Consider the following 18,984-nt stretch of genomic DNA (forward strand, 5'->3'; position numbering starts at 1 on the left):
AGTGTAGCGCAGCCCCTAAAAGCATTCATCCCTCAGGCCCATCACGCTCGATGAACCTACCGCAATACGCGTCGCTAACAGCTCCACTTCGGGTAATACACGCTGAAAATAATAACGCGCGGTGGCCTGCTTCGCATGCACCAAAATTTCATCATCTAACGAATTTACCTCAATGGCCGCCCTTAACCACATGTAACCGTAGCAGAGGTATCCCATCATATTCAGGTAATCAACGGCGGCAGCGCCCATAGCGTTCGCATCACGCGTTGATTGCTCCATTATATTGGCCGTCGTACTTTTAACGCGGTCTATGGCAACACGCAGCTGGGGGGCAAGCTCTAGACCAATACTGACATGCCCCGCGCGGCTTAGGTAAGTATTGATATCAACAAGCAATAGGCCCAATAACTCAGCATTGCAGGCGATAGTTTTTCGGCCCATTAGATCCATAGCCTGTATACCATTGGTGCCTTCGTAGATTTGCGTAATCCTAATATCGCGCACATGCTGCTCTTGCCCCCACTCTCGAATATAACCATGGCCACCGAAAACCTGCTGGCCTAATACTGCAGTATCAAATGCTCTGTCCGTTAAAAATGCCTTCGCAATAGGCGTAAGCAACGCCACCATTTTCTCCGCGTGCGCTTTTTGTTCAGGGTTTTCACTGAACTTCGCTAAATCCAACCATTGCGCAACAAAAATGTAGAAAGCCCGCCCACCTTCATTTAACGCTCGCATCGACATTAACATTCGCCGAACATCGGGGTGGACAAGCAAAGGATCGGCCTCTTTGTCGGGGCATGTTACACCGCTAGGGCTTCGGCTTTGTAACCGTTCACGCGCATATTCCACCGCACTTTGATACGATGCCTCGGCCAAACCGACTCCTTGAATGCCCACCGCCAAGCGCTCGTAATTCATCATCGTAAACATCGCCGCTAAACCGCGGTTCGCCTCACCCACCAACCAACCTGTTGCACCATCAAAATTCATGGCACAAGTCGCCGAGCCTTTGATGCCCATTTTCTTTTCGATTGAACCGCAATGCACATGATTGCGTTCACCCAGCCCACCATCTTCTCCGGGCAAAAACTTAGGCACCAAAAATAAAGAAATACCACGAGAACCCGCAGGCGCATCGGGCAGCTTTGCGAGTACCAGATGCACGATATTCTCGGCCATATCATGCTCACCCCATGTAATAAATATTTTCGTGCCGGTTAAACAATATTGATCATTTTCAAGTGGTTCAGCGCGCGCGCGAATCAACCCCAAGTCAGTGCCTGCGTGTGGCTCTGTCAGGTCCATAGCGCCGGCCCATTCACCGCTATACATTTTCGCTAAATATCGCGCTTTTAACGTTTCGCTTGCATGTGCATCAATCGCTAAACAGGCGCCCGCCGTAAGCATAGGCGCCAAACCAAAGGCCATACAACTGCCTTGCAACATTTCTTCTACCGCAGCCACTAAGCTTTTAGGCATCCCCATGCCTTCATGTTCGGGATTGCCCGCTAACGCTCCCCAACCGCCCTCGCAATAGTGCTGATAGGCATTTTTAAATCCATCGGGGCTAGCGACCTCCCCCCGATCAAACTGGCACCCTTGCTCATCCGCACCTCGGTTTAAGGGGGCCACTACCTCCTGCATTAATTTCGCAGCTTCCTCTAATATGGCATCGGCGGTTTCCATATCCACATCATCGAGCGCAGGCATAAGCCGCCAGTGATCCTCTGCATTGAGCTGGTGTTTAAGTACAAATCGAATATCCTCAAGTGGAGCTCGGTAAGCAGCCATTAGCTTCTCCTATACGTTATTATTTAAAAGTAGGTGTTAAGAAGAAGAATCTCCAGAGCAATATGCGCCCCAGTTGATCACATATTGCTTCAGAGTAGGGGAAGGTTAAACGAGTTGATCTAGAATTGTGCCTGGCTCTCGAGAACTAAGGCTAGTATTGGCAATACCCTGACTAAGGCGAGAGCTTACGATGTTATCGGCCGCCCGTACCGAACGGCTACCAATATCATCCGAACGACTTGCGGGTTCTCGATCTTCAGTGCTAGCGCCATTAGAAGCAATCACGCCATCTTTATTGCCATCGACGTCTGAGCTATCACTTTCTTCCGTAGAGGCCGTTTGCTGCGCAATAATTTCTCTTTGTGCATCCGCCTGTAACCGTGACGCCTCTGCGGCCACCCGACGATCTTGCGGTGATGGCTCCGCGGGCGCTAGTGCCGCACGCTTAACGATCTCAGCTTTTCGTAAGGTTGCCTCTGGGGATGCTTCACGCCCAACATTAATGGGCACCTCTCCACCTACGGCATAACGAACACCGTCAGGCCCATTTTCATATTGATACTGCGCAGCACCAGCATGCTGGCCACCGACAGACGAATGCGCTTGCTCGTGCGCCCGTACCTCTCTGTCCCGTGATGCCAAACGCGATATTTCACGCTGATCCAGCTCAAGCTGTCGTGCCTCACGCGCATCCTGTTCTCGCCCCACTTCTGAAGATAACGCCAGTGTATCTTCAGTGTCGTTGCCACTGCTGTCCCCAGCTAAAATAGTTCCGAGCCCCTGGCCTGCCTCTTCGCTTTTATCTGGCGAGACACCCAAAGGAGGAGAGTCGGCAGCACCGCTTCGAAGCTGCTGCCGGCCGCTGGCCGCCAACGGCTCCACAGGTTTGAGTGTTGTATCTCTTGCAGACGCCCTCTCATCTCCCTCTGGCGGCTGGCCAGAAGGGTTAAAAACGGCGATCTGATTCGCCAAAGGTGCGGGTAGGTGACTACCAATCATAACGCTCTACCAAACAATAACGAGTTTTATACTCGACTATAAAGCTAGCGGCCCTAATGCGGAGGGCGTCGCCTAGCCTCTTTACGCTCTTCCTCATCTATAGGAATGAGCAATGCCTCTGGCGGCTGGGGCGTTCCTAACAGCCAATGGATAAAATTCATAATAACTTCACGACTTAACATCAATTAGGCTCCCAAGGGCATCATCCGCCACAGAGATAAGTTTGGCAGATGCGGTAAACAACTGCTCTTGACGTCGCAATTCAATCAAAGGTTCAGCAATACTGCCACCTGAATCGGACTTGTTGGAACGCTCTACAGCAGCGAGAGGCTCGTTCGTTGGCAACGGTTTTTGATCAACCGCTTGAGTAGCCGGATTCTCACGCACATTTGCTTTGGCGATTTCATCCGCAGACTTCAGCATTTCTCGCTGACTGTTCTGCATACCACGCAGACCTTCGCTCATCACTGAATTAATCATGGGAAAACCTCATCCGGCAATAAACTTCTTTCACCTAAAAAGTGTACGCAGGTTAGCGGATAATAAACAGTCAAAATGGCGCCGTTTACCGCAATAAGTAAGACTGTTTGGTGGTAACAGAAACGTCATTTGGGGAATTTGTTTATATATACCGCGCAACAGCGCTGAAGACATAAACAAAGATGTCAAATAGAACTGAATCGCATAAAAACGGTAGCGACTGAACGGTAAACCGGCGCAAAAAAAACGCCACTTAGCGCCGTTCATTAAAAAGGGCTTATAACCAAAGATTACAGCCCCTTTTATAAAGTAAATATTAATAAACCGCCTATTCTCGCCACGTTAAAAATTGCAGCTTAAAATCACACCGCCAACAATTCCAGCTATTAAGACGTATCTAAAAGTTAATGCAGGAAGCCTAGTACCGTAAGTTAGTACAGTACTTTACTTGGAAACGGAAAAAATACCTGTGTGGCAGCAATACCAACACCGTTACCCGCTACACCCTGGGACACGAATCGAGCTCCCGTTAAGATGAGTGATTTTTTAGACACCAAACTTTGGGCTAGCAATAACTGCGAAGACGTAAGCTCTGCACGATCGAAATTAAGTTCGTGAAACAGAAACGAATAGAACGTGTTTATTTGCTGTGCATTGTAATAAGGGCAAGGCGTTGTAATGCACACAATACCCGAGGAGCTTACCTCTAAAAAACTGCCTACGGGAGCATTATTATTAGCGCTTCCCCATACGCCCGTTGCCGTCAACATTTGCACATCGAACGTATTATAAGCCCATTCAAAATCACTAAGAACACCGCTTACCAACGCACGCCCTTCGCCAATAAGGCCTTTAAATTCTGTAATTTGGGCGCTGCTTAAACCGAGTTTGGCAAACTCTATACTCGCAACATAAATCGGCGATGGTTCAATAATAACTCCAGCGTCAGCCTCATCAAGCGAAGGAACATGAGTGGATACACGATTAACTGGCGTCAACCAATAACCGCCACAAAGAGGAAAAACGCAACGACGATAATCCGGCGCAACCGAATACACTAATGTATTAATCGATCCAGCCTCCAACGACGATCCAACATTATTCTGAGCCCAGACGTTCGTGGCCATTAAAAAGGCACAACTTAAAACAAACACATGAATTAAACGCTGTATATTTTTCATAATTATTGTTCCCTATTTAAATTTGGATTAAAGGCCACTACCACACCAATATTCATTTGTTTTTACTTCCAATGGCCGAAAGTGATTCTAGGCGGCCTACCCGCGAGTGCAATACATACATGTGGATACAGCTGTCAATAAGGCAGATAAGCCCCCTTTTTTTCACCTTTTTACACTTCTTTACGCCAAATTATCGTAAAAAGAATACGTCAACTTATGTCCCTTGCTCGCGAGCCAACCAAGAGTCTCGTCGAAAAATACATTAAACCATACAGAAATTTAACTTATTAAATAGAACAGACCTGCATTACGTATACAACGATATATTTTCAATTAAAAACACACCAAACAAATACCTCACATCAACTGACAAAATAAAAAAACCAAACAAATAAATACATTTCTGTTAACCAGTATCCAATATCCTTCACATTGTTTTTATTTATATCTTTATTTATAGCAACCGCTTCCGCTACTATCCTCGACCTTTAATCCGTTCATTTATAACAATAATATTGTGGTGTTTCTTGCTACGCCAGATCAATCTCGTAACGCACTAACGCGCACAACATTGCAGCGCCTACATTATCGACGAAGATTAAATTTAGACGGATTTTCTTGATGTCGCGCCCTCTATAACTTTGGCGTTTAACATTCGTCACTAAACAATAATTTTGCTCCGCTGTATTGAGCTAAACACACTGGGAAACGTTATCTCAATGCTGCCAACCGACAACGTTATTCCGGTTTCTCCGATGACCGACGGTTTTTAACCGGCGGCACAATCGCAACAATCAAAAGTAATCATTACATTTAAGGATTCACTATGTCCCCACAAGGGCTTTTACATTTTAAACAGGCGTGCAAATCCCTATCGTTTGCTGCATTAATCTCCACTCTCGCGCCCAGTGTTTTTGCTGCGTGTGATTACACTATTGATAACGAATGGGGAAGTGGCTTTTCGGCGAAGATTGTAGTGTCAAATAACGGCACCAGCGCATTAAACGGCTGGGAAGTTAATTGGGAATATACCGGCGACAACCGTGTAGGTAATGCATGGAATGTTAATTTTTCAGGCGACAACCCTTACACCGCTAGCAACCTTGGCTGGAACGGTTCTATTCAACCGGGGCAATCCGTTGAATTTGGCTTACAGGGCACCACATCAGGCGGCGCGGCAGAAATTCCGACGCTTACCGGCGATGCATGCGACAGCAGTGCCTCCAGCTCATCCAGTAGCAGTTCCACGCCTTCGAGCAGCAGCTCGTCAAGCAGTTCAGTTAGCAGCTCTTCCACACCGTCAAGCAGCTCTAGCAGTTCGGTAAGCAGCGTCTCCAGTAGCAGCTCTTCCACACCGTCAAGCAGCTCTAGCAGTTCGGCTAGCAGCGTCTCCAGCAGCAGTTCTTCGGTTCCCTCTAGCAGCAGTTCTTCCAGCAGCTCTGTCGGTAATGGCGAAGCGCAATGTGATTGGTACGGCACTCTCTATGCGTTATGCGACAACCAAAGTAGTGGATGGGGATGGGAAAATTCTAGCAGCTGTATCGGTCGAGAAACCTGTGAAGGTCAAGACGGAAACGGCGGTATTGTCGGCGGCGGAAACAGCTCAAGCGAGTCCTCTTCCAGTAGCGATTCTAGCTCTAGCTCTAGCTCTAGCTCATCATCCTCTAGCTCTAGTAGCAGTTCTACTAGCTCTAGCTCATCATCCTCTAGCTCGAGCAGCAGTTCTAGTTCTAGCAGCTCCTCTAGCTCCAGCACTGCCGGTAATGTTATTTTTTCAGAGGACTTTGAATCCGGTACTGATGGCCAACAGCCGTCTGATTGGGACAACTTCATCTCATGGCAAGCAAATGGCCCTAACCCCAATGGTTCCACATACGCACTAGTTGAAACGGGCCGCGCCCATGGTGGATCTAACGCTGTACATTTTAGCGGTGGCGCTAATCCCGCGATGATTGCTCGTGCAATCCCATCGGGTACTGACACACTCTATGTACGCGCATGGGTTTACATGACCCGTCAACTGGGTATGAATCCCGGTGACAACCACGAAACGCTCATTGCGTTACGCGGCTCCGCAGGCAACGCCAATAACGAAGTGCGTTTTGGTGAAATTAAAGGGGTTATTGGCACAAACGAAGTTCCAAGTGACAACATTGCACCGACAATGGAAAACTGGGGAAATGGCCCTGCATTCGCGTCTGACACTTGGCACTGCGTCGAAGTCGCATTCCTTTCAGAACCTGCATACGACACGTTGAACGCATGGGTTAACGGTACGTTGGTACACACCATCGATGAAGGTTCCGACTGGAACAATGGCGCGTTAGGCGCAACTTGGATGAGCGACAAGTTTACCGAGATTGCCTTTGGCTGGCATAGTTTTAGCGACAATAATGTCGACGTATGGATGGATGATATTGTGGTATCCACCGGATCGATCGGCTGTAACTGATTAGTGACAACTACAATGCTAACGTAAGCGTTATCCTTACAATACAGCGTGGCCTGTATGCCTTTGGCTATGCTGTATTGTAACGCTACAAGATGCTCGACAAGCATCGAACGCAGAAAACATATTCCTACAGTATCAGCCTGCCTTAATCACGCCCCAACAACCAATCAGTCGTTTTATCCCAGCTAAGGCCAGTTTTTTCTGCCAACTGTTTTTTTAATAAAAGATAATCTGTTTTGGTTAGCAGCGCTATTGGGCCCGAATACATTCCACCGCCTTGCCCGCCGTCATACACATGTACGGCAATTCTATTGTCGTGAGCCAATAATGTAGACGAAAACTCGTAGGCTCTATACTGGCGATAAAAATTCTCTTGCTGGCTAGTCGATTCGTCACCCGTACGACCAATACTCACACCGTTGATAAACGTCTCATCCACATCATCGATTTGACCTAACAATAACACCAGCGTTGTATCTTCTGCCATTGGCAAAGGGCCAAACTGTTTGCGATACCATGCGTGCCCATTGTACGGGCCGACAACTGACTCCCAATAATGCGGAATAAAAACGGATAAAAATCCTGTGTTATCGCTTTCGTTATTTTTCCAATTTGGATCATGCCCTTTACGAAACTCCCAAACACCCCCTAGCGATAATAAGGGCTGTACCAATTCAAAGTGATATACCCCTATTTTACTGTCATAGATCCCTCCGCCCATACGAACATCGTACACACGAACGGCAATAACATTATCACCATCAAAATTCAGAATGTCCGATGGAATAGCGTACGTACGCTCACTCCCCCCACGCAGCCAATACGTTAGGTGGATAACTGCCAATTCCACCAATTTTATGCCCGTTAATAAAGACTTCATCAATGTCATCTATGCGCCCCATTATGGCGTAAAGCGCTTGTGATGAAGCTTCCGTGCTCAACTGAAAATGACGGCGATACCAGGCAAAGCCATCATAGTCGGCGTAGCCCTGATCTTCCCATTTCGACGGAACTACGAGCGTATCCCATGCGCTATCATCAAAATATGGCGCAGCCCATGCGGCGTTATCACCTGTCATAAAACGCCACCGTCCTTGTAAATCAACAATTTTATTATCGTTGTCATCAAGCACAAACGAAACAGATTGCGCAGCGTTATCCGCACTAAACAAATGCCATGTACCCCAAGAATCATCGCGCCCCGTAACGTTGCTAATCAAAGGCAAAAGCACATAGAAAAAGCCTAACAGGATGGCTGTAAAGGCCCCCGCATTACCGCACTTAGATTTGCGGTCTGACATTTTAAAAAAATGTTTTATATCCATTTAGCTACCCTCGGGCTCTTCGGGCTTTGATTTGGCCTCAGAGCCTTTTCTACGATTGACCGCCTCTCTCAGTAGATACTCGATCTGTCCATTCACACTACGAAACTCCTGATGAGCCCACGCTTCAATTTCATTCCAAAGCTTGGGGTCAATACGCAGAGCAAATGATTTTCGTTTTGGACTGACCATAAAAATGAGTACACCTGACAAATGTCTTAAAAAATTAATAGGCTTACAGAGGCAGAAGGTCGTTCATATCCCAATAAGCGTCCATCAAACAGGTGAGGCCCGCTCTTTACCTCACCCCTCTATCTTAATTGTACAAAGTACCAGTATTCACAACGGGGTGTACATCCGACTCTGCACACAGTACAACTAACAGGTTGCTCACCATCGATGCTTTACGCTCAGCATCCAGCTCGACAACGCCGCGCTCAGCCAACTCATCTAGCGCCATTTCGACCATGCCTACCGCTCCTTGCACTATTTTCGCGCGAGCCGCTACTACCGCTTCTGCCTGCTGTCGTCTCAACATTACTTGTGCAATTTCAGGTGCGTAAGCAAGATGGGTTAACCGTGCCTCATCCACCTCTATGCCGGCTTTACCTAAACGTTCTTGCAGCTCGTCTTGCAACGCTTTATTCACGGTGTCGGTTGCTGAACGCAGTACTAACTCGTCACTTTCTTCTTGATGATCGTACGCATATCGACTGGCTAAGTGTCTAACAGCAGATTCACTTTGCACCGCTACATAATGCTCATAATCATCCACATCAAAAGTCGCTTGTGCGGTATCTCTTACGCGCCACACCACCACTATCGCAATTTCTATTGGGTTGCCGCGCTTATCGTTTACTTTCAAACGGTCACCATTAAGGTTACGAGCGCGTAGCGATATTTTTTGCACACGTGTTAGCGGGTTCCGCCAACGAAAACCACTGTTATGAACGGAGCCTTTGTAAGCGCCGAATAAAATAAACAAGGCCGCGGTATTAGGCTGCAACGTAAACAAACCAGCAAAAATAAAAGCACCTGTCGCAGCTGACATTATCGCTAAAATAACAAGCAATGGCACACCCGTGCCCACCCCAAAACCAAAGCACACCAACCCCGTGACCACGGCCGCAACACCTACCAATAGCATTAGCCACCCGCTTTTCGCAATAATCCTTTGCTCTACGTTGAATGTAGAACCATTGTCTTGATTAGCCATTTTCACATCTCCGGTTACCAATCGATACCAAAATGATATCACTTTGAGATCATCTGTCAATGTACACATTCCGGCTATCCATAGTCTCACCACAAAACCGGCAACTTAGGCGTCAATGAAAGGGCTGGAATACAGACTGTAAGCGATAAGACATAGCCCTCCGCAGCAGTCTTGGCGCTATGCGGTGGATTGGGTAAAAGAAAGAACGGAAAAGAAGAGTAAGAAAGCGCTACTCGGCCGCAGCACCAGGTATTAATACGTCAAACTGAAGGTACTCTGCCGCCAGGGCTGGCGTTGCATGATCTAACCATGGAACAAAGCCTAAATACGCATCGGGCAACAAGGCTTTTAACGTGTCGAGATTCTCTTGTACCACACTCATGTCAGGATCAACTTGAGTTGCCGCCCACCCCGCCACGCGAAGGCCGTCTCGCTGCACCGCCTCTAAGGTTAATAACGCATGGTTTAAACAGCCTAGTTTTAGACCAATTACAATAATCACGGGTAAGCCTAACGTTTTGGCAAAGTCTGCCGTGGTCTGATTGGGCGAGAGCGGTACACGCCAACCGCCAGCACCTTCAATAAAACACACATCGGCTTTTCCGCCTTTGGGCGACGGCATCATGGCACCGCGCGTATAACCTACCAACGATTCAACCGACAAGCGCTTCTTCTCACGTGCGGCAGCAATATGTGGTGCCATCGCGTCGTTAAGTAACACGGGATTAACCTGACGGTAAGGAAGCTTTAACGAGGCCACCTGCTGAAGCTGTAATGCATCCTCATTCCGAATGCCGTCAGGGGTCTGAACACCGCCAGCCGCCAGCGGCTTTAGGCCCAATGTTTTATACCCTGCGTGGTTAGCGCATTCTATAAGCGCAGCCGTGATCAAGGTTTTTCCAGCGTCGGTATCCGTACCTGTCACAAAAAAGGCGTGGCTCATTTAGGCTTTTCTCAAATATAAATAATAAACTTCATAGCGTGCAGGCAGCCCACGATCGGGATCTAGCCACGCGCTGTAGGCCTGCTGCAAACGGCTGAACGTACTGCGCCCCATTAGCCCTTGCTGCCGTCCTTCATTAATAGTGTGTGCCCCAATACCTTTAAGCTCACGCATTAAATCGATAACGTCATGGTAATACAGTACAGGCGTTTCAGATTTGTAGGCAACAATGGTAAAGCCCGCTTGTTCAGCGACTTCTTTGATGCTTTCCAACGGCATAAACTGGTTAACATGTGCAAATTCATCTACCTGTTGCCAAGCCGATTTTAATTCAAACAACGTCTCTGGCCCGAGTGTTGAAAACGCAAACCAGCCACTTGGTTTAAGCGCTCGATACACCTCCTCAAACAGCTGCTGAAGATTTTCACTCCACTGAACCGTTAAACTCGAAATACACCCATCAAAGGTGCCATCAACAAACGGCAACGATTCCATATCACCGAGGTGCCACTGAATTTGCTCCCCCAAACCTAAGTCATCAAATTTTTGTTCGGCCTGCTCCAACATGCCTTCGGCGATATCAAGCGCATGTATTCGACCTTCTGGTTGAGCGATAGCGGGAAATTCTTGCAGCATGCGCTCCATGCAATAACCGGTACCACAACCAAGGTCGAGCAACGTCTGGCCAACAGAATCATCCGTTCCTACGCTAAACTCCACCAGAGAATCGACCACACGTTTTTGCAGGCGCGCAAGCGTATCGTACTGCTTAGCGGCACTGCTAAAAGAATTAGCAATGCGTTTTTTACGCTGACTTAAACGCGAAGGCTGATGTTCTAAAAATGAATTAATCGCAGCCGCCACATGACGAGGATGACTTAAATGCGGGGCATGACCCGCGCCGGCAATGGTCTCTACCCAGTGGCTTGGCGCCAAGCGTTGCACCATTCTACTTGCACCAAAAGGCACGAGGGCATCGCCTTTACCAAAAATATGTAGGCCAGGCTGCGGCAAGGTACGCATAGCCGTGCGGTTGTCGATATCCGCCAAGTATCCCAACGATTGATGCCACGCTTGCTGCTGCTCTTCGGCATTAAAATCTTGGCCATTTTTCAGCAAATCACCTACCGTACGACGCTCGCTATCCCCCATTGTCTGTAACGCAAAAAACCGTTTAATGGTTGCGTCACTATCGCGCACAAAGCTCTCACAAAAATCCGTATAGGTTTCGGGCTCCATGGCATGCTTCCAAGGTCTTTTTCCCACACCCGCCGGAGACTCGTCGCGAACAAAACACGGGTTACTGGCTATGGTAATTAAACGACCTACTTTTTCTGGATGACGGCTCGCCAGTTGCGTAGCAATCATTCCGCCAAGGCTCCAGCCAATGAGCGTTGTGTTAGACGGAAGCTGTCGCGATAGTTGCAACAGTAGCTCTTCGCTATCAATAACACTCAAGTCGCGATTAAAACCGAAACCGGGCAAGTCAATAAAGACCATGTCGCGCTCGTCGCCAATGGCTTCCAGTAAGGTAGGTAAAAAAGAGTCCCACATGCGGCTGTCACAACCCCACCCATGCAAGAACACCAGTACAGAACGGTCGGCGATAGGGTTGGTGGGCGCCACTTCTTTTTTGCGCAACAATTTGGTGAGACTGTCATTAATAACAGTCGTGCTCTTTTCCGCGTTACCCGGCGTTTCTATATCAGTCATATGCTATTCCTGCTCTTGCGTCTGTGCGTAAGCAAAGGCTTCGAGTAGTTGGGCCACTTGTGATGGCGTGTGTTCTGCGGTGAACGTTACCCGCAATCGAGCAGTACCTTCCGGTACCGTCGGTGGACGTATCGCGCTAACCCAGCATCCTTTTGTGTGCAGGTGGCGGGCCATATTCAGCGCTTGCTGATCTCCTCCTACCATTACAGGCTGAATAGGGGAGTCAGAGTCCATAAGTGCCAGCCCTAATTGCGCACAACCTGCGCGAAACTGGACGATAAGCTGTTGTAAATGCTGGCGTTTTGCGTTGTTTTTACGCAACAGCGCTAAACTTTTACGTGTGGCTGCGGCGACAGCAGGCGGCAGTGCTGTGGTGTATATATACGAGCGTGAATACTGGATAAGGGTCTCGATTAGCACCTCACTTCCTGCGACAAACGCACCAAAAGTACCGAATGCCTTGCCCAGAGTACCAACCAATACCGGTACCTGGTGTTGATTCAAGCCAAAGAGTTCGACACTTCCTGCCCCCTCTTTGCCAAGACAGCCGAAACCATGGGCGTCATCTACCATCAACCAAGCACCATATTCAGCGGCTAATGTGGCCATGTCCGGCAGCGCGGCGAGATCGCCGTCCATACTGAACACCCCGTCGGTAACGATAAGCTTTCGTGCGTGTTTACTGGCTTGTAGACGCTTTTCGAGGTGGGCCATATCGCTGTGCGGGTATCGAGCAAAGTCGGCACGAGCCAAAAGGCCACCGTCAATAAGGGAGGCGTGATTAAGCTTATCTTGCAACACTAAATCGCCCTTACCTACCAGCGCATTAATGACGCCTATATTGGCCATATAGCCAGTCGAAAATAACAGCGCACGCTCACGGCCCGTAAAGGCGGCGAGTTCTTCTTCGAGCTTATGGTGTTCTTCACTGTGGCCATTGACCAAATGTGAGGCTCCACTGCCCACCCCCCATTGTCCTGCACCGTGTTGTAGAGCGGCTATCACTTCGGGGTGATTGGCTAGACCGAGGTAGTCGTTGCTGCAAAAATTTAACAACTCTACGCCATTCTCTTGAATAACCGCCGACTGAGGAGATTCCACCACGCGGCGCGAACGGTAGCGATGTTGGTCACGACGCTCTTCGAGCTGTGGTTTTAAGGTTTTGTCTAGATTCAAGGAGAGCCTCAATTAACTAGTTTTTTGAACTGGCACAGAGGCTGAGGGCGTAAACGGAGTGATTGCATCTAAAACCCTCGACCTTAGGAAGGCAGAGGATTTATAAAGAGCCCCGGCTCGGGCTCTCGCCATTGCGCCATTGTCAGATCACACTACAAGCCAAGCTTAATTCGCCGCATCGTAAAAAAACTGGTCCATCTTCGCTTCTACTATTTGGTCGGCAATCGCCTCATTTTGCTCTTGCTCTGTGTGCAGCTCTTCGCGAGATTCAGGTTTAATGCCCAAGCGGCTGAACAGCTGCATATCTTTGTTCGCTTCGGGGTTAGGAGTAGTGAGCAGTTTTTCGCCATAAAAAATGGAATTGGCACCGGCCAAGAATGCCAACGCTTGCATTTGATCATTCATATCTTCCCTGCCTGCCGACAACCGAACATGCGATGCAGGCATTAACAGGCGCGCTACGGCTACGGTGCGAATAAAATCAAATGGGTCTAAATCGGCTTGCTCTGCCAAGGGCGTACCCTCAACCTTTACCAACATGTTAATCGGCACCGATTCTGGGTGCTCTTTCATATTCGCCAGCTCTAGTAATAAGCCCACGCGATCGTTTTCTTCCTCGCCCATACCTACAATGCCGCCACAGCACACTTTCATGCCCGCCGAACGAACATTGTCCAGGGTGTCTAGTCGGTCCTGATAAATACGGGTAGTAATGATGCTGTCGTAAAATTCTGGCGAGGTATCAAGATTGTGGTTGTAGTAATCCAACCCTGCGTCGCTTAGCTCAGTCGCCTGCTCGGCAGATAACATTCCCAGCGTCATGCAGGTTTCCATGCCCATGTCTTTTACGCCCTTTACCATGGAGGTGACATACTGCATATCTTTCGCTTTAGGGGAACGCCAAGCGGCCCCCATACAAAATCGCGTAGCACCACTGGCTTTAGCCGCTTTAGCTTCTTCCAATACTTTCTCTACCGCCATCAACTTTTCACGCTCTAGGCCGGTATCATAACGAGCGCTTTGTGGGCAATAGGCACAATCTTCAGGGCAAGCGCCCGTCTTAATTGAGCAGAGCGTGCTAACTTGTACTTCATTGGGGTTAAAATGCTGGCGATGCACCAGCTGGGCCTGGAAAAGTAGATCGTTAAAGGGCAGATCAAACAATTGCTGCACTTCAGCACGTTTCCAATTGTTGCGAAGAGTATTAGCGGCTACGTTCATAGGGTTCCTCACGCTAGCTAAGTCGGTTTCCAAAGGCGGACAATAAAGACGAGAGGGCTTAGTTGTCAACCTGAAAGCCATTTTAAAGTTTACAACTCAGTGCGACTAGCACATGGATCAAGCGAGTGACATTTCACAAGACTATTCAACAAGCGCTTCAGAAGACTCTTAGCCTACTGCTGCCCAACCATTGCCTTTTATGCGATGACCCCTGCTCTGATGCGCTTTGCGAGCAGTGTCAAAGAGATCTCCCTACCCTTGTGCTCTCTTGCGAGATTTGCTCTGTACCCCTAACGGCCACCGGTATTTGCGGCGAATGCCAACAGCACAAGCCAAGCTACGATGCGAGTGTTATTCCCTTTTTGTATGCCGGTCATCTACCAACACTCATCAATCAATTTAAACACCGAGGCCAGAGACGCGTCGGCACACTACTCACAAGCATGCTAGAAAACTCACTAGCTAAAACCTCCGACAAACCAGATCTTCTCGTTCCAGTGCCATTACACTGGCGGCACTTAGCCTTACGTGGTTTTAATCAATCAGAGATTATCGCGCAACAACTGTCAAAACAAACCGCCATCCCGCTTGCACACCCGCTCAAAAAACGTCGTGCAACACGCCACCAACAACAATTAACCCGTAAACAACGCCTCGCCAATAATCGGCACGCCTTCTACCTGAAGCAAGCGTGCTCTGTGAGACACGTAGGCTTGGTTGACGACGTTGTTACAACCGGCGCAACCGCTGAAATTCTCGCGCAAATGCTAAAACGTAATGGTGTCGATAAAATTACGGTTTGCGCGCTCGCTCGAACCCCAAAGCAGCAATAACAGCCCAATAGTTTGATCTTGACAAGCAATTAACAAATACATAACACAATACCGTTGCGTATACCCTCTGCAGGGTCAATAATTGTACGAACCATATCGCCTCAGGCTGCGCGCATGATTCCACGCTCATCGATCTCGACATCACTCAAGAAAGCGAACCTCACCGATATTTGTGCCACCGCTCTACTTGTCATCGCTAGCTCCGTTCTACTCGGGTGGGCACTAGAATACAAACCTCTCACCTCTTTTTCTTGGCAATCCGATTTGCCCACAATGAAAGGCAATACGGCCATTAGTTTTTTAATGCTTGGGATGGGGCTATTGGGCTTACGGCGTGGCTATCAACCTTTAGTAACATTTTGCGCGGCGTGTATTTTACTGGTTGCTGGTAGCGCTCAAATAGAATATTTTTTCGATGTTAACCTCGGCATTAACGACATTTTCTTCGACGACAAATGGTCATTGCGTAATCACGGCAGAATGTCCCTCGCTTCAGCCACAGGTTTTTGCATTGCCTCCGTACTACTGGTTAGCCATGACGCGCTTTCAGAAGAACACCCCCAGCTGTATAGCGTGCTCGTGCTCATCTTTTTGGCTGAACCCTTAATCGCCATAAATATCTATACCGCAAATATGGAATCTATTATTCGTCTTTCGTTTTTTTCATCTTATAGCTTACCTACCACCATCGCCTTCATGCTATTTATTATCGGGTTAATCGGAATAACCAAAACCGGAATGTGCGGCCTACTACACAGTAAAGATAGTGCGGCTCAAATGTTTAGAGTGTGCCTTCTTACTCTAGCGCTAGGGGTTCTTATTTTTAGCGCAGCGCTCAGCGCCCTTATCAAAATGCATTACCTTAATTCCAGCCTCGCCACAGCGCTCTTCAACACAGCGCTACTTCTGTTAATGCTCTTTTTAATGAGCCGCAGCCACCAGAGGTTGCAATTAGCACCGGTTATATCCGCTAGCACTGCAGAAAAGCTCAGTTTTGGCGTGCACGAAAAAGCCTTAATCGAAGTATTAAGCGCTTCGGATGACGGCATTCTTCTCGTTGATCAACGCAGGCGCATACTCACTGTAAACGAGGGTACTACGCGTATATTCGGTTGGGCGCCGGAGGATCTGGTAGGCAAGCCAATTGAACATCTTGTTCCCGAGCGATTCCGTAAAAGTGATGCCGCACAGTTTCACGATTTTCTCCTCTCAAATGAGCGCTGCCGAAATTTTGATACCCGCGGAAAAGCTTTAGGGCTCACCCAGCGGGGTCACGAAAAGGCGCTTGCTATCTCGCTTTATAAATGTAAAAAAATATCCAGCAAAGGCAACACGGAAGACTTGCACGTACTCAATGATGACGGCGTTGCGCCAGTTATTAGCAGTGAAAACATTGTTTATGTGGCCGCGATATTTCGAGAACTCAGTGGATTGGAAACCGAAATAGCAGATTTCAATAGCCGGCATTTCATTGATAGGCTCACAGGGCTGCCAAACCACCAAGAGTTTTTACGTTATTGCCGGCAATTTTCCGAATATGACCCCCGTAAAAGTGATCATTTTCTCAGCATTCTAGTCATCGATCTCGACAATCTAAAACGCGTAAACGAACGTTATGATCGAGAATTTGGCGATAGGGTACTTCAAACCATCACCACCACACTGAAGCATCGCCTTCGCACCACGGACAAATTATTTCGCAACCTGAAAGACGAGTTCATCCTCATTTCCGTCAATACGCCCCTAAACGAAGCCGAGTTAATGGCCGAACGTATGCGCACCTCGGTAAAAGTGTCGCCCACCAAGCTGGATGGAAAGAATATATATGTCACCTGCTCTATTGGTGTAAGCGCCACCAACAAAAGAGATCTAAATTTAAAGACCTGCGTAAACCAGCTCATCACATATCTACATGAAACCCGTGAAGGCGAAAGAGACCACGTAAAAACCCTCTCCGCATAACTTATTCCTTCTGCGGGTTTCAGCCAATATAGTTGCCCGCTGGCTTCGCTTTGCTTGTATGATCCACACCTCTATTCCCAATACTGCCAGCCTTTGCGAGCGACTTTTGACACAAACACCGTTTGAAAATCTCAACCCTGATAAAGTGATAGATGCTATAGAAAGCCATGGGTATTTGTCTGATTTACGGGTATTCCCGCTAAACAGCTATGAAAACCGCGTTTATCAATTTGGGGTTGAAGAAGGCGAGCCCATAATCGCGAAGTTCTACCGCCCCCAAAGATGGAGCGATGAACAAATTCAAGAAGAACACGCATTTTCTCTCGAGCTCGCCGAGATGGAAATCCCGATTGTGGCGCCCATAAAAAACGATAAAGGGATTAGCCTTTTTCATTTCGATGAACATCGGTTTTCTCTGTACCCTCGGCGCGGGGGGCATGCGCCCGATCTTGGCGACCTCGAAACGCTGTACCGTTTAGGCCAGCAGCTCGGCCGTTTACACGCTATTGGCAAGATTAAACCGTTTAAATATAGGCCTACGCTCGACCTACAAAGCTACGCGATTAACAGCCGCGACTTTTTGATGAGCAATGACTTTATTCCGCAGACCCTCACCGAGGCCTATAGCACGCTAAGCCAACACTTGATTGACCGCATGCAGCAAGTTTTTTCAGAAACCCCCTACGAAACATTCCGGATTCATGGCGACTGTCACCCTGGCAACATCTTATTGCGGCCAGAATCTCTCTGGATAGTAGATTTGGATGATGCGCGTAACGGCCCTGCCATACAAGATATCTGGATGCTGCTATCAGGCGACTACCCTCAAAAATGCCAACAACTCGCAGAAGTCATTGAAGGTTATGAAGAGTTCTGCGAGTTTGATCGACGCGAAATCCCCTTAATTGAAACTCTCCGCACGTTGCGCTTGATGCACTATGCCGCGTGGCTAGCCCGCCGCTGGAGCGACCCCGCCTTTCCTCAAGCATTTCCTTGGTTTAACTCAGAACGTTATTGGTCTGAGCATATACTAGAGCTACGTGAACAAATGTCAGCGCTGGACGAGCCATCGTTAAGACTTTCCGACGTTTAGACGCCTACAGATACCCAACAGCATGACCGAAGCCGACGTTATACAGCATGCACTGAAACGCCCTGAAGCCATCGAAGATTACCCCTTCGGCCCAGAGGCTCGCGTCTTTAAAGTGCGCGCGAAGATGTTTGGCTTAATTTCGTACTGCACGTGGCAACACCATAATGGCGTTGCCCGGCTCAACCTAAAATGCGACCCTCAAGAAGCACTGATGTTACGCGATGTTTTTGACGCAGTATTGCCCGGCTACCACATGAACAAAACGCACTGGAACTCTGTGATGCTCGATGGTTCAATCCCATCTGCTGAGATTGAACGAATGATCGATCGCTCCTACGGGCTGATTATTAAAGGGCTACGCAAACCTGAACGACACGCCATGGAAGTTCGCTGGGGCAAAGACGTACTGTTTCGATAATACCCACACACAAATAACGAACGCACTAGCATCTCTGCACTACACATTACAAACTACACCCAGAGCACAACCCCGTAATGGCAATACCACACCTTAAATGGTAAAGTTGCACCCCAATTTTGCTGGTGTTGATTGTAAAACGGTAAAACTGTTTACAAATCGGCAAGTTAATTGCTGTATC

At 48.3% G+C, this 18,984-nt stretch carries 17 protein-coding genes; 5 read left to right on the forward strand and 12 right to left on the reverse strand.

All coding sequences use genetic code 11. From position 1 onward, the window contains the following. Nucleotides 1-15: 15 nt before the first annotated feature. From H5647_RS00555 to H5647_RS00570, 4 genes are all read right to left on the reverse strand, one after another. The gene (locus H5647_RS00555; RefSeq protein WP_045855586.1) at nucleotides 16-1,794 is read right to left on the reverse strand and encodes an acyl-CoA dehydrogenase C-terminal domain-containing protein; all 1,779 of its coding nucleotides are present in this window, start codon (nucleotides 1,792-1,794) and stop codon (nucleotides 16-18) included. A gap of 105 nt (nucleotides 1,795-1,899) precedes the next feature. Further along, the gene (locus H5647_RS00560) at nucleotides 1,900-2,793 is read right to left on the reverse strand and encodes a putative metalloprotease CJM1_0395 family protein (RefSeq protein WP_045855587.1); all 894 of its coding nucleotides are present in this window, start codon (nucleotides 2,791-2,793) and stop codon (nucleotides 1,900-1,902) included. A 168-nt stretch (nucleotides 2,794-2,961) separates the two neighbouring features. Then, entirely contained in the window at nucleotides 2,962-3,273 is a 312-nt protein-coding gene (locus H5647_RS00565) for a hypothetical protein (protein ID WP_045855588.1), read from the reverse strand. A gap of 431 nt (nucleotides 3,274-3,704) precedes the next feature. Next, nucleotides 3,705-4,454 carry a DUF6748 domain-containing protein gene (locus H5647_RS00570; protein WP_045855589.1) on the reverse strand — a complete coding sequence of 250 codons (750 nt, stop codon included), beginning with the start codon at nucleotides 4,452-4,454 and terminating at the stop codon, nucleotides 3,705-3,707. A gap of 826 nt (nucleotides 4,455-5,280) precedes the next feature. Here H5647_RS00570 and H5647_RS00575 point away from each other — a divergent pair. Next, nucleotides 5,281-6,906: a cellulose binding domain-containing protein gene (locus tag H5647_RS00575; protein WP_082086905.1), complete on the forward strand. Its 1,626-nt coding sequence runs from the start codon at nucleotides 5,281-5,283 to the stop codon at nucleotides 6,904-6,906. Between the two features lie 145 nt (nucleotides 6,907-7,051). Here H5647_RS00575 and H5647_RS00580 read toward each other — a convergent pair whose 3' ends face one another. The 8 genes from H5647_RS00580 to bioB all read right to left on the reverse strand — a co-directional run bounded on the left by H5647_RS00580 (nucleotide 7,052) and on the right by bioB (nucleotide 14,497). Beyond that, nucleotides 7,052-7,786 (reverse strand): hypothetical protein, encoded by a 735-nt coding sequence (locus tag H5647_RS00580; RefSeq protein WP_162926253.1) that lies wholly within the window; start codon nucleotides 7,784-7,786, stop codon nucleotides 7,052-7,054. Further along, nucleotides 7,707-8,231 (reverse strand): hypothetical protein, encoded by a 525-nt coding sequence (locus tag H5647_RS00585; protein WP_045855591.1) that lies wholly within the window; start codon nucleotides 8,229-8,231, stop codon nucleotides 7,707-7,709. Before H5647_RS00585 ends, H5647_RS00580 begins: the two co-directional genes overlap by 80 nt. Beyond that, nucleotides 8,232-8,420 (reverse strand): hypothetical protein, encoded by a 189-nt coding sequence (locus tag H5647_RS00590; RefSeq protein WP_045855592.1) that lies wholly within the window; start codon nucleotides 8,418-8,420, stop codon nucleotides 8,232-8,234. It lies immediately after the preceding gene. Between the two features lie 124 nt (nucleotides 8,421-8,544). Then, entirely contained in the window at nucleotides 8,545-9,444 is a 900-nt protein-coding gene (locus H5647_RS00595; RefSeq protein WP_045860910.1) for an SPFH domain-containing protein, read from the reverse strand. 229 nt (nucleotides 9,445-9,673) lie between these two features. Next, on the reverse strand, nucleotides 9,674-10,387 hold the full coding sequence (gene bioD / locus H5647_RS00600; RefSeq protein WP_045855593.1) for a dethiobiotin synthase: 714 nt from the start codon (nucleotides 10,385-10,387) through the stop codon (nucleotides 9,674-9,676). Next, complete coding sequence (bioC, locus tag H5647_RS00605; RefSeq protein WP_082086906.1) at nucleotides 10,388-12,100, reverse strand: malonyl-ACP O-methyltransferase BioC; 1,713 nt, start codon at nucleotides 12,098-12,100, stop codon at nucleotides 10,388-10,390. A gap of 3 nt (nucleotides 12,101-12,103) precedes the next feature. Further along, nucleotides 12,104-13,276, reverse strand: coding sequence for an 8-amino-7-oxononanoate synthase (gene bioF, locus H5647_RS00610; protein ID WP_045855594.1), 1,173 nt, complete (start codon nucleotides 13,274-13,276; stop codon nucleotides 12,104-12,106). A gap of 165 nt (nucleotides 13,277-13,441) precedes the next feature. Further along, nucleotides 13,442-14,497 carry a biotin synthase BioB gene (gene bioB, locus H5647_RS00615; RefSeq protein WP_045855595.1) on the reverse strand — a complete coding sequence of 352 codons (1,056 nt, stop codon included), beginning with the start codon at nucleotides 14,495-14,497 and terminating at the stop codon, nucleotides 13,442-13,444. Between the two features lie 125 nt (nucleotides 14,498-14,622). Here bioB and H5647_RS00620 point away from each other — a divergent pair, with 125 nt between their 5' ends. The 4 genes from H5647_RS00620 to H5647_RS00635 all read left to right on the forward strand — a co-directional run bounded on the left by H5647_RS00620 (nucleotide 14,623) and on the right by H5647_RS00635 (nucleotide 18,803). Next, nucleotides 14,623-15,330, forward strand: a complete 708-nt coding sequence (locus H5647_RS00620) for a ComF family protein (RefSeq protein ID WP_052691777.1) — start codon at nucleotides 14,623-14,625, stop codon at nucleotides 15,328-15,330. A gap of 114 nt (nucleotides 15,331-15,444) precedes the next feature. Next, on the forward strand, nucleotides 15,445-17,292 hold the full coding sequence (locus H5647_RS00625; RefSeq protein ID WP_045855596.1) for a diguanylate cyclase domain-containing protein: 1,848 nt from the start codon (nucleotides 15,445-15,447) through the stop codon (nucleotides 17,290-17,292). Between the two features lie 106 nt (nucleotides 17,293-17,398). After that, on the forward strand, nucleotides 17,399-18,385 hold the full coding sequence (locus H5647_RS00630; protein ID WP_082087137.1) for a serine/threonine protein kinase: 987 nt from the start codon (nucleotides 17,399-17,401) through the stop codon (nucleotides 18,383-18,385). Nucleotides 18,386-18,407: 22 nt separating this feature from the next. After that, nucleotides 18,408-18,803, forward strand: a complete 396-nt coding sequence (locus H5647_RS00635) for an MmcQ/YjbR family DNA-binding protein (protein ID WP_045855598.1) — start codon at nucleotides 18,408-18,410, stop codon at nucleotides 18,801-18,803. Nucleotides 18,804-18,984 lie beyond the last annotated feature (181 nt).

Origin of the sequence: Teredinibacter purpureus, assembly GCF_014217335.1 — a bacterium.
Lineage (GTDB): Bacteria > Pseudomonadota > Gammaproteobacteria > Pseudomonadales > Cellvibrionaceae > Teredinibacter > Teredinibacter purpureus.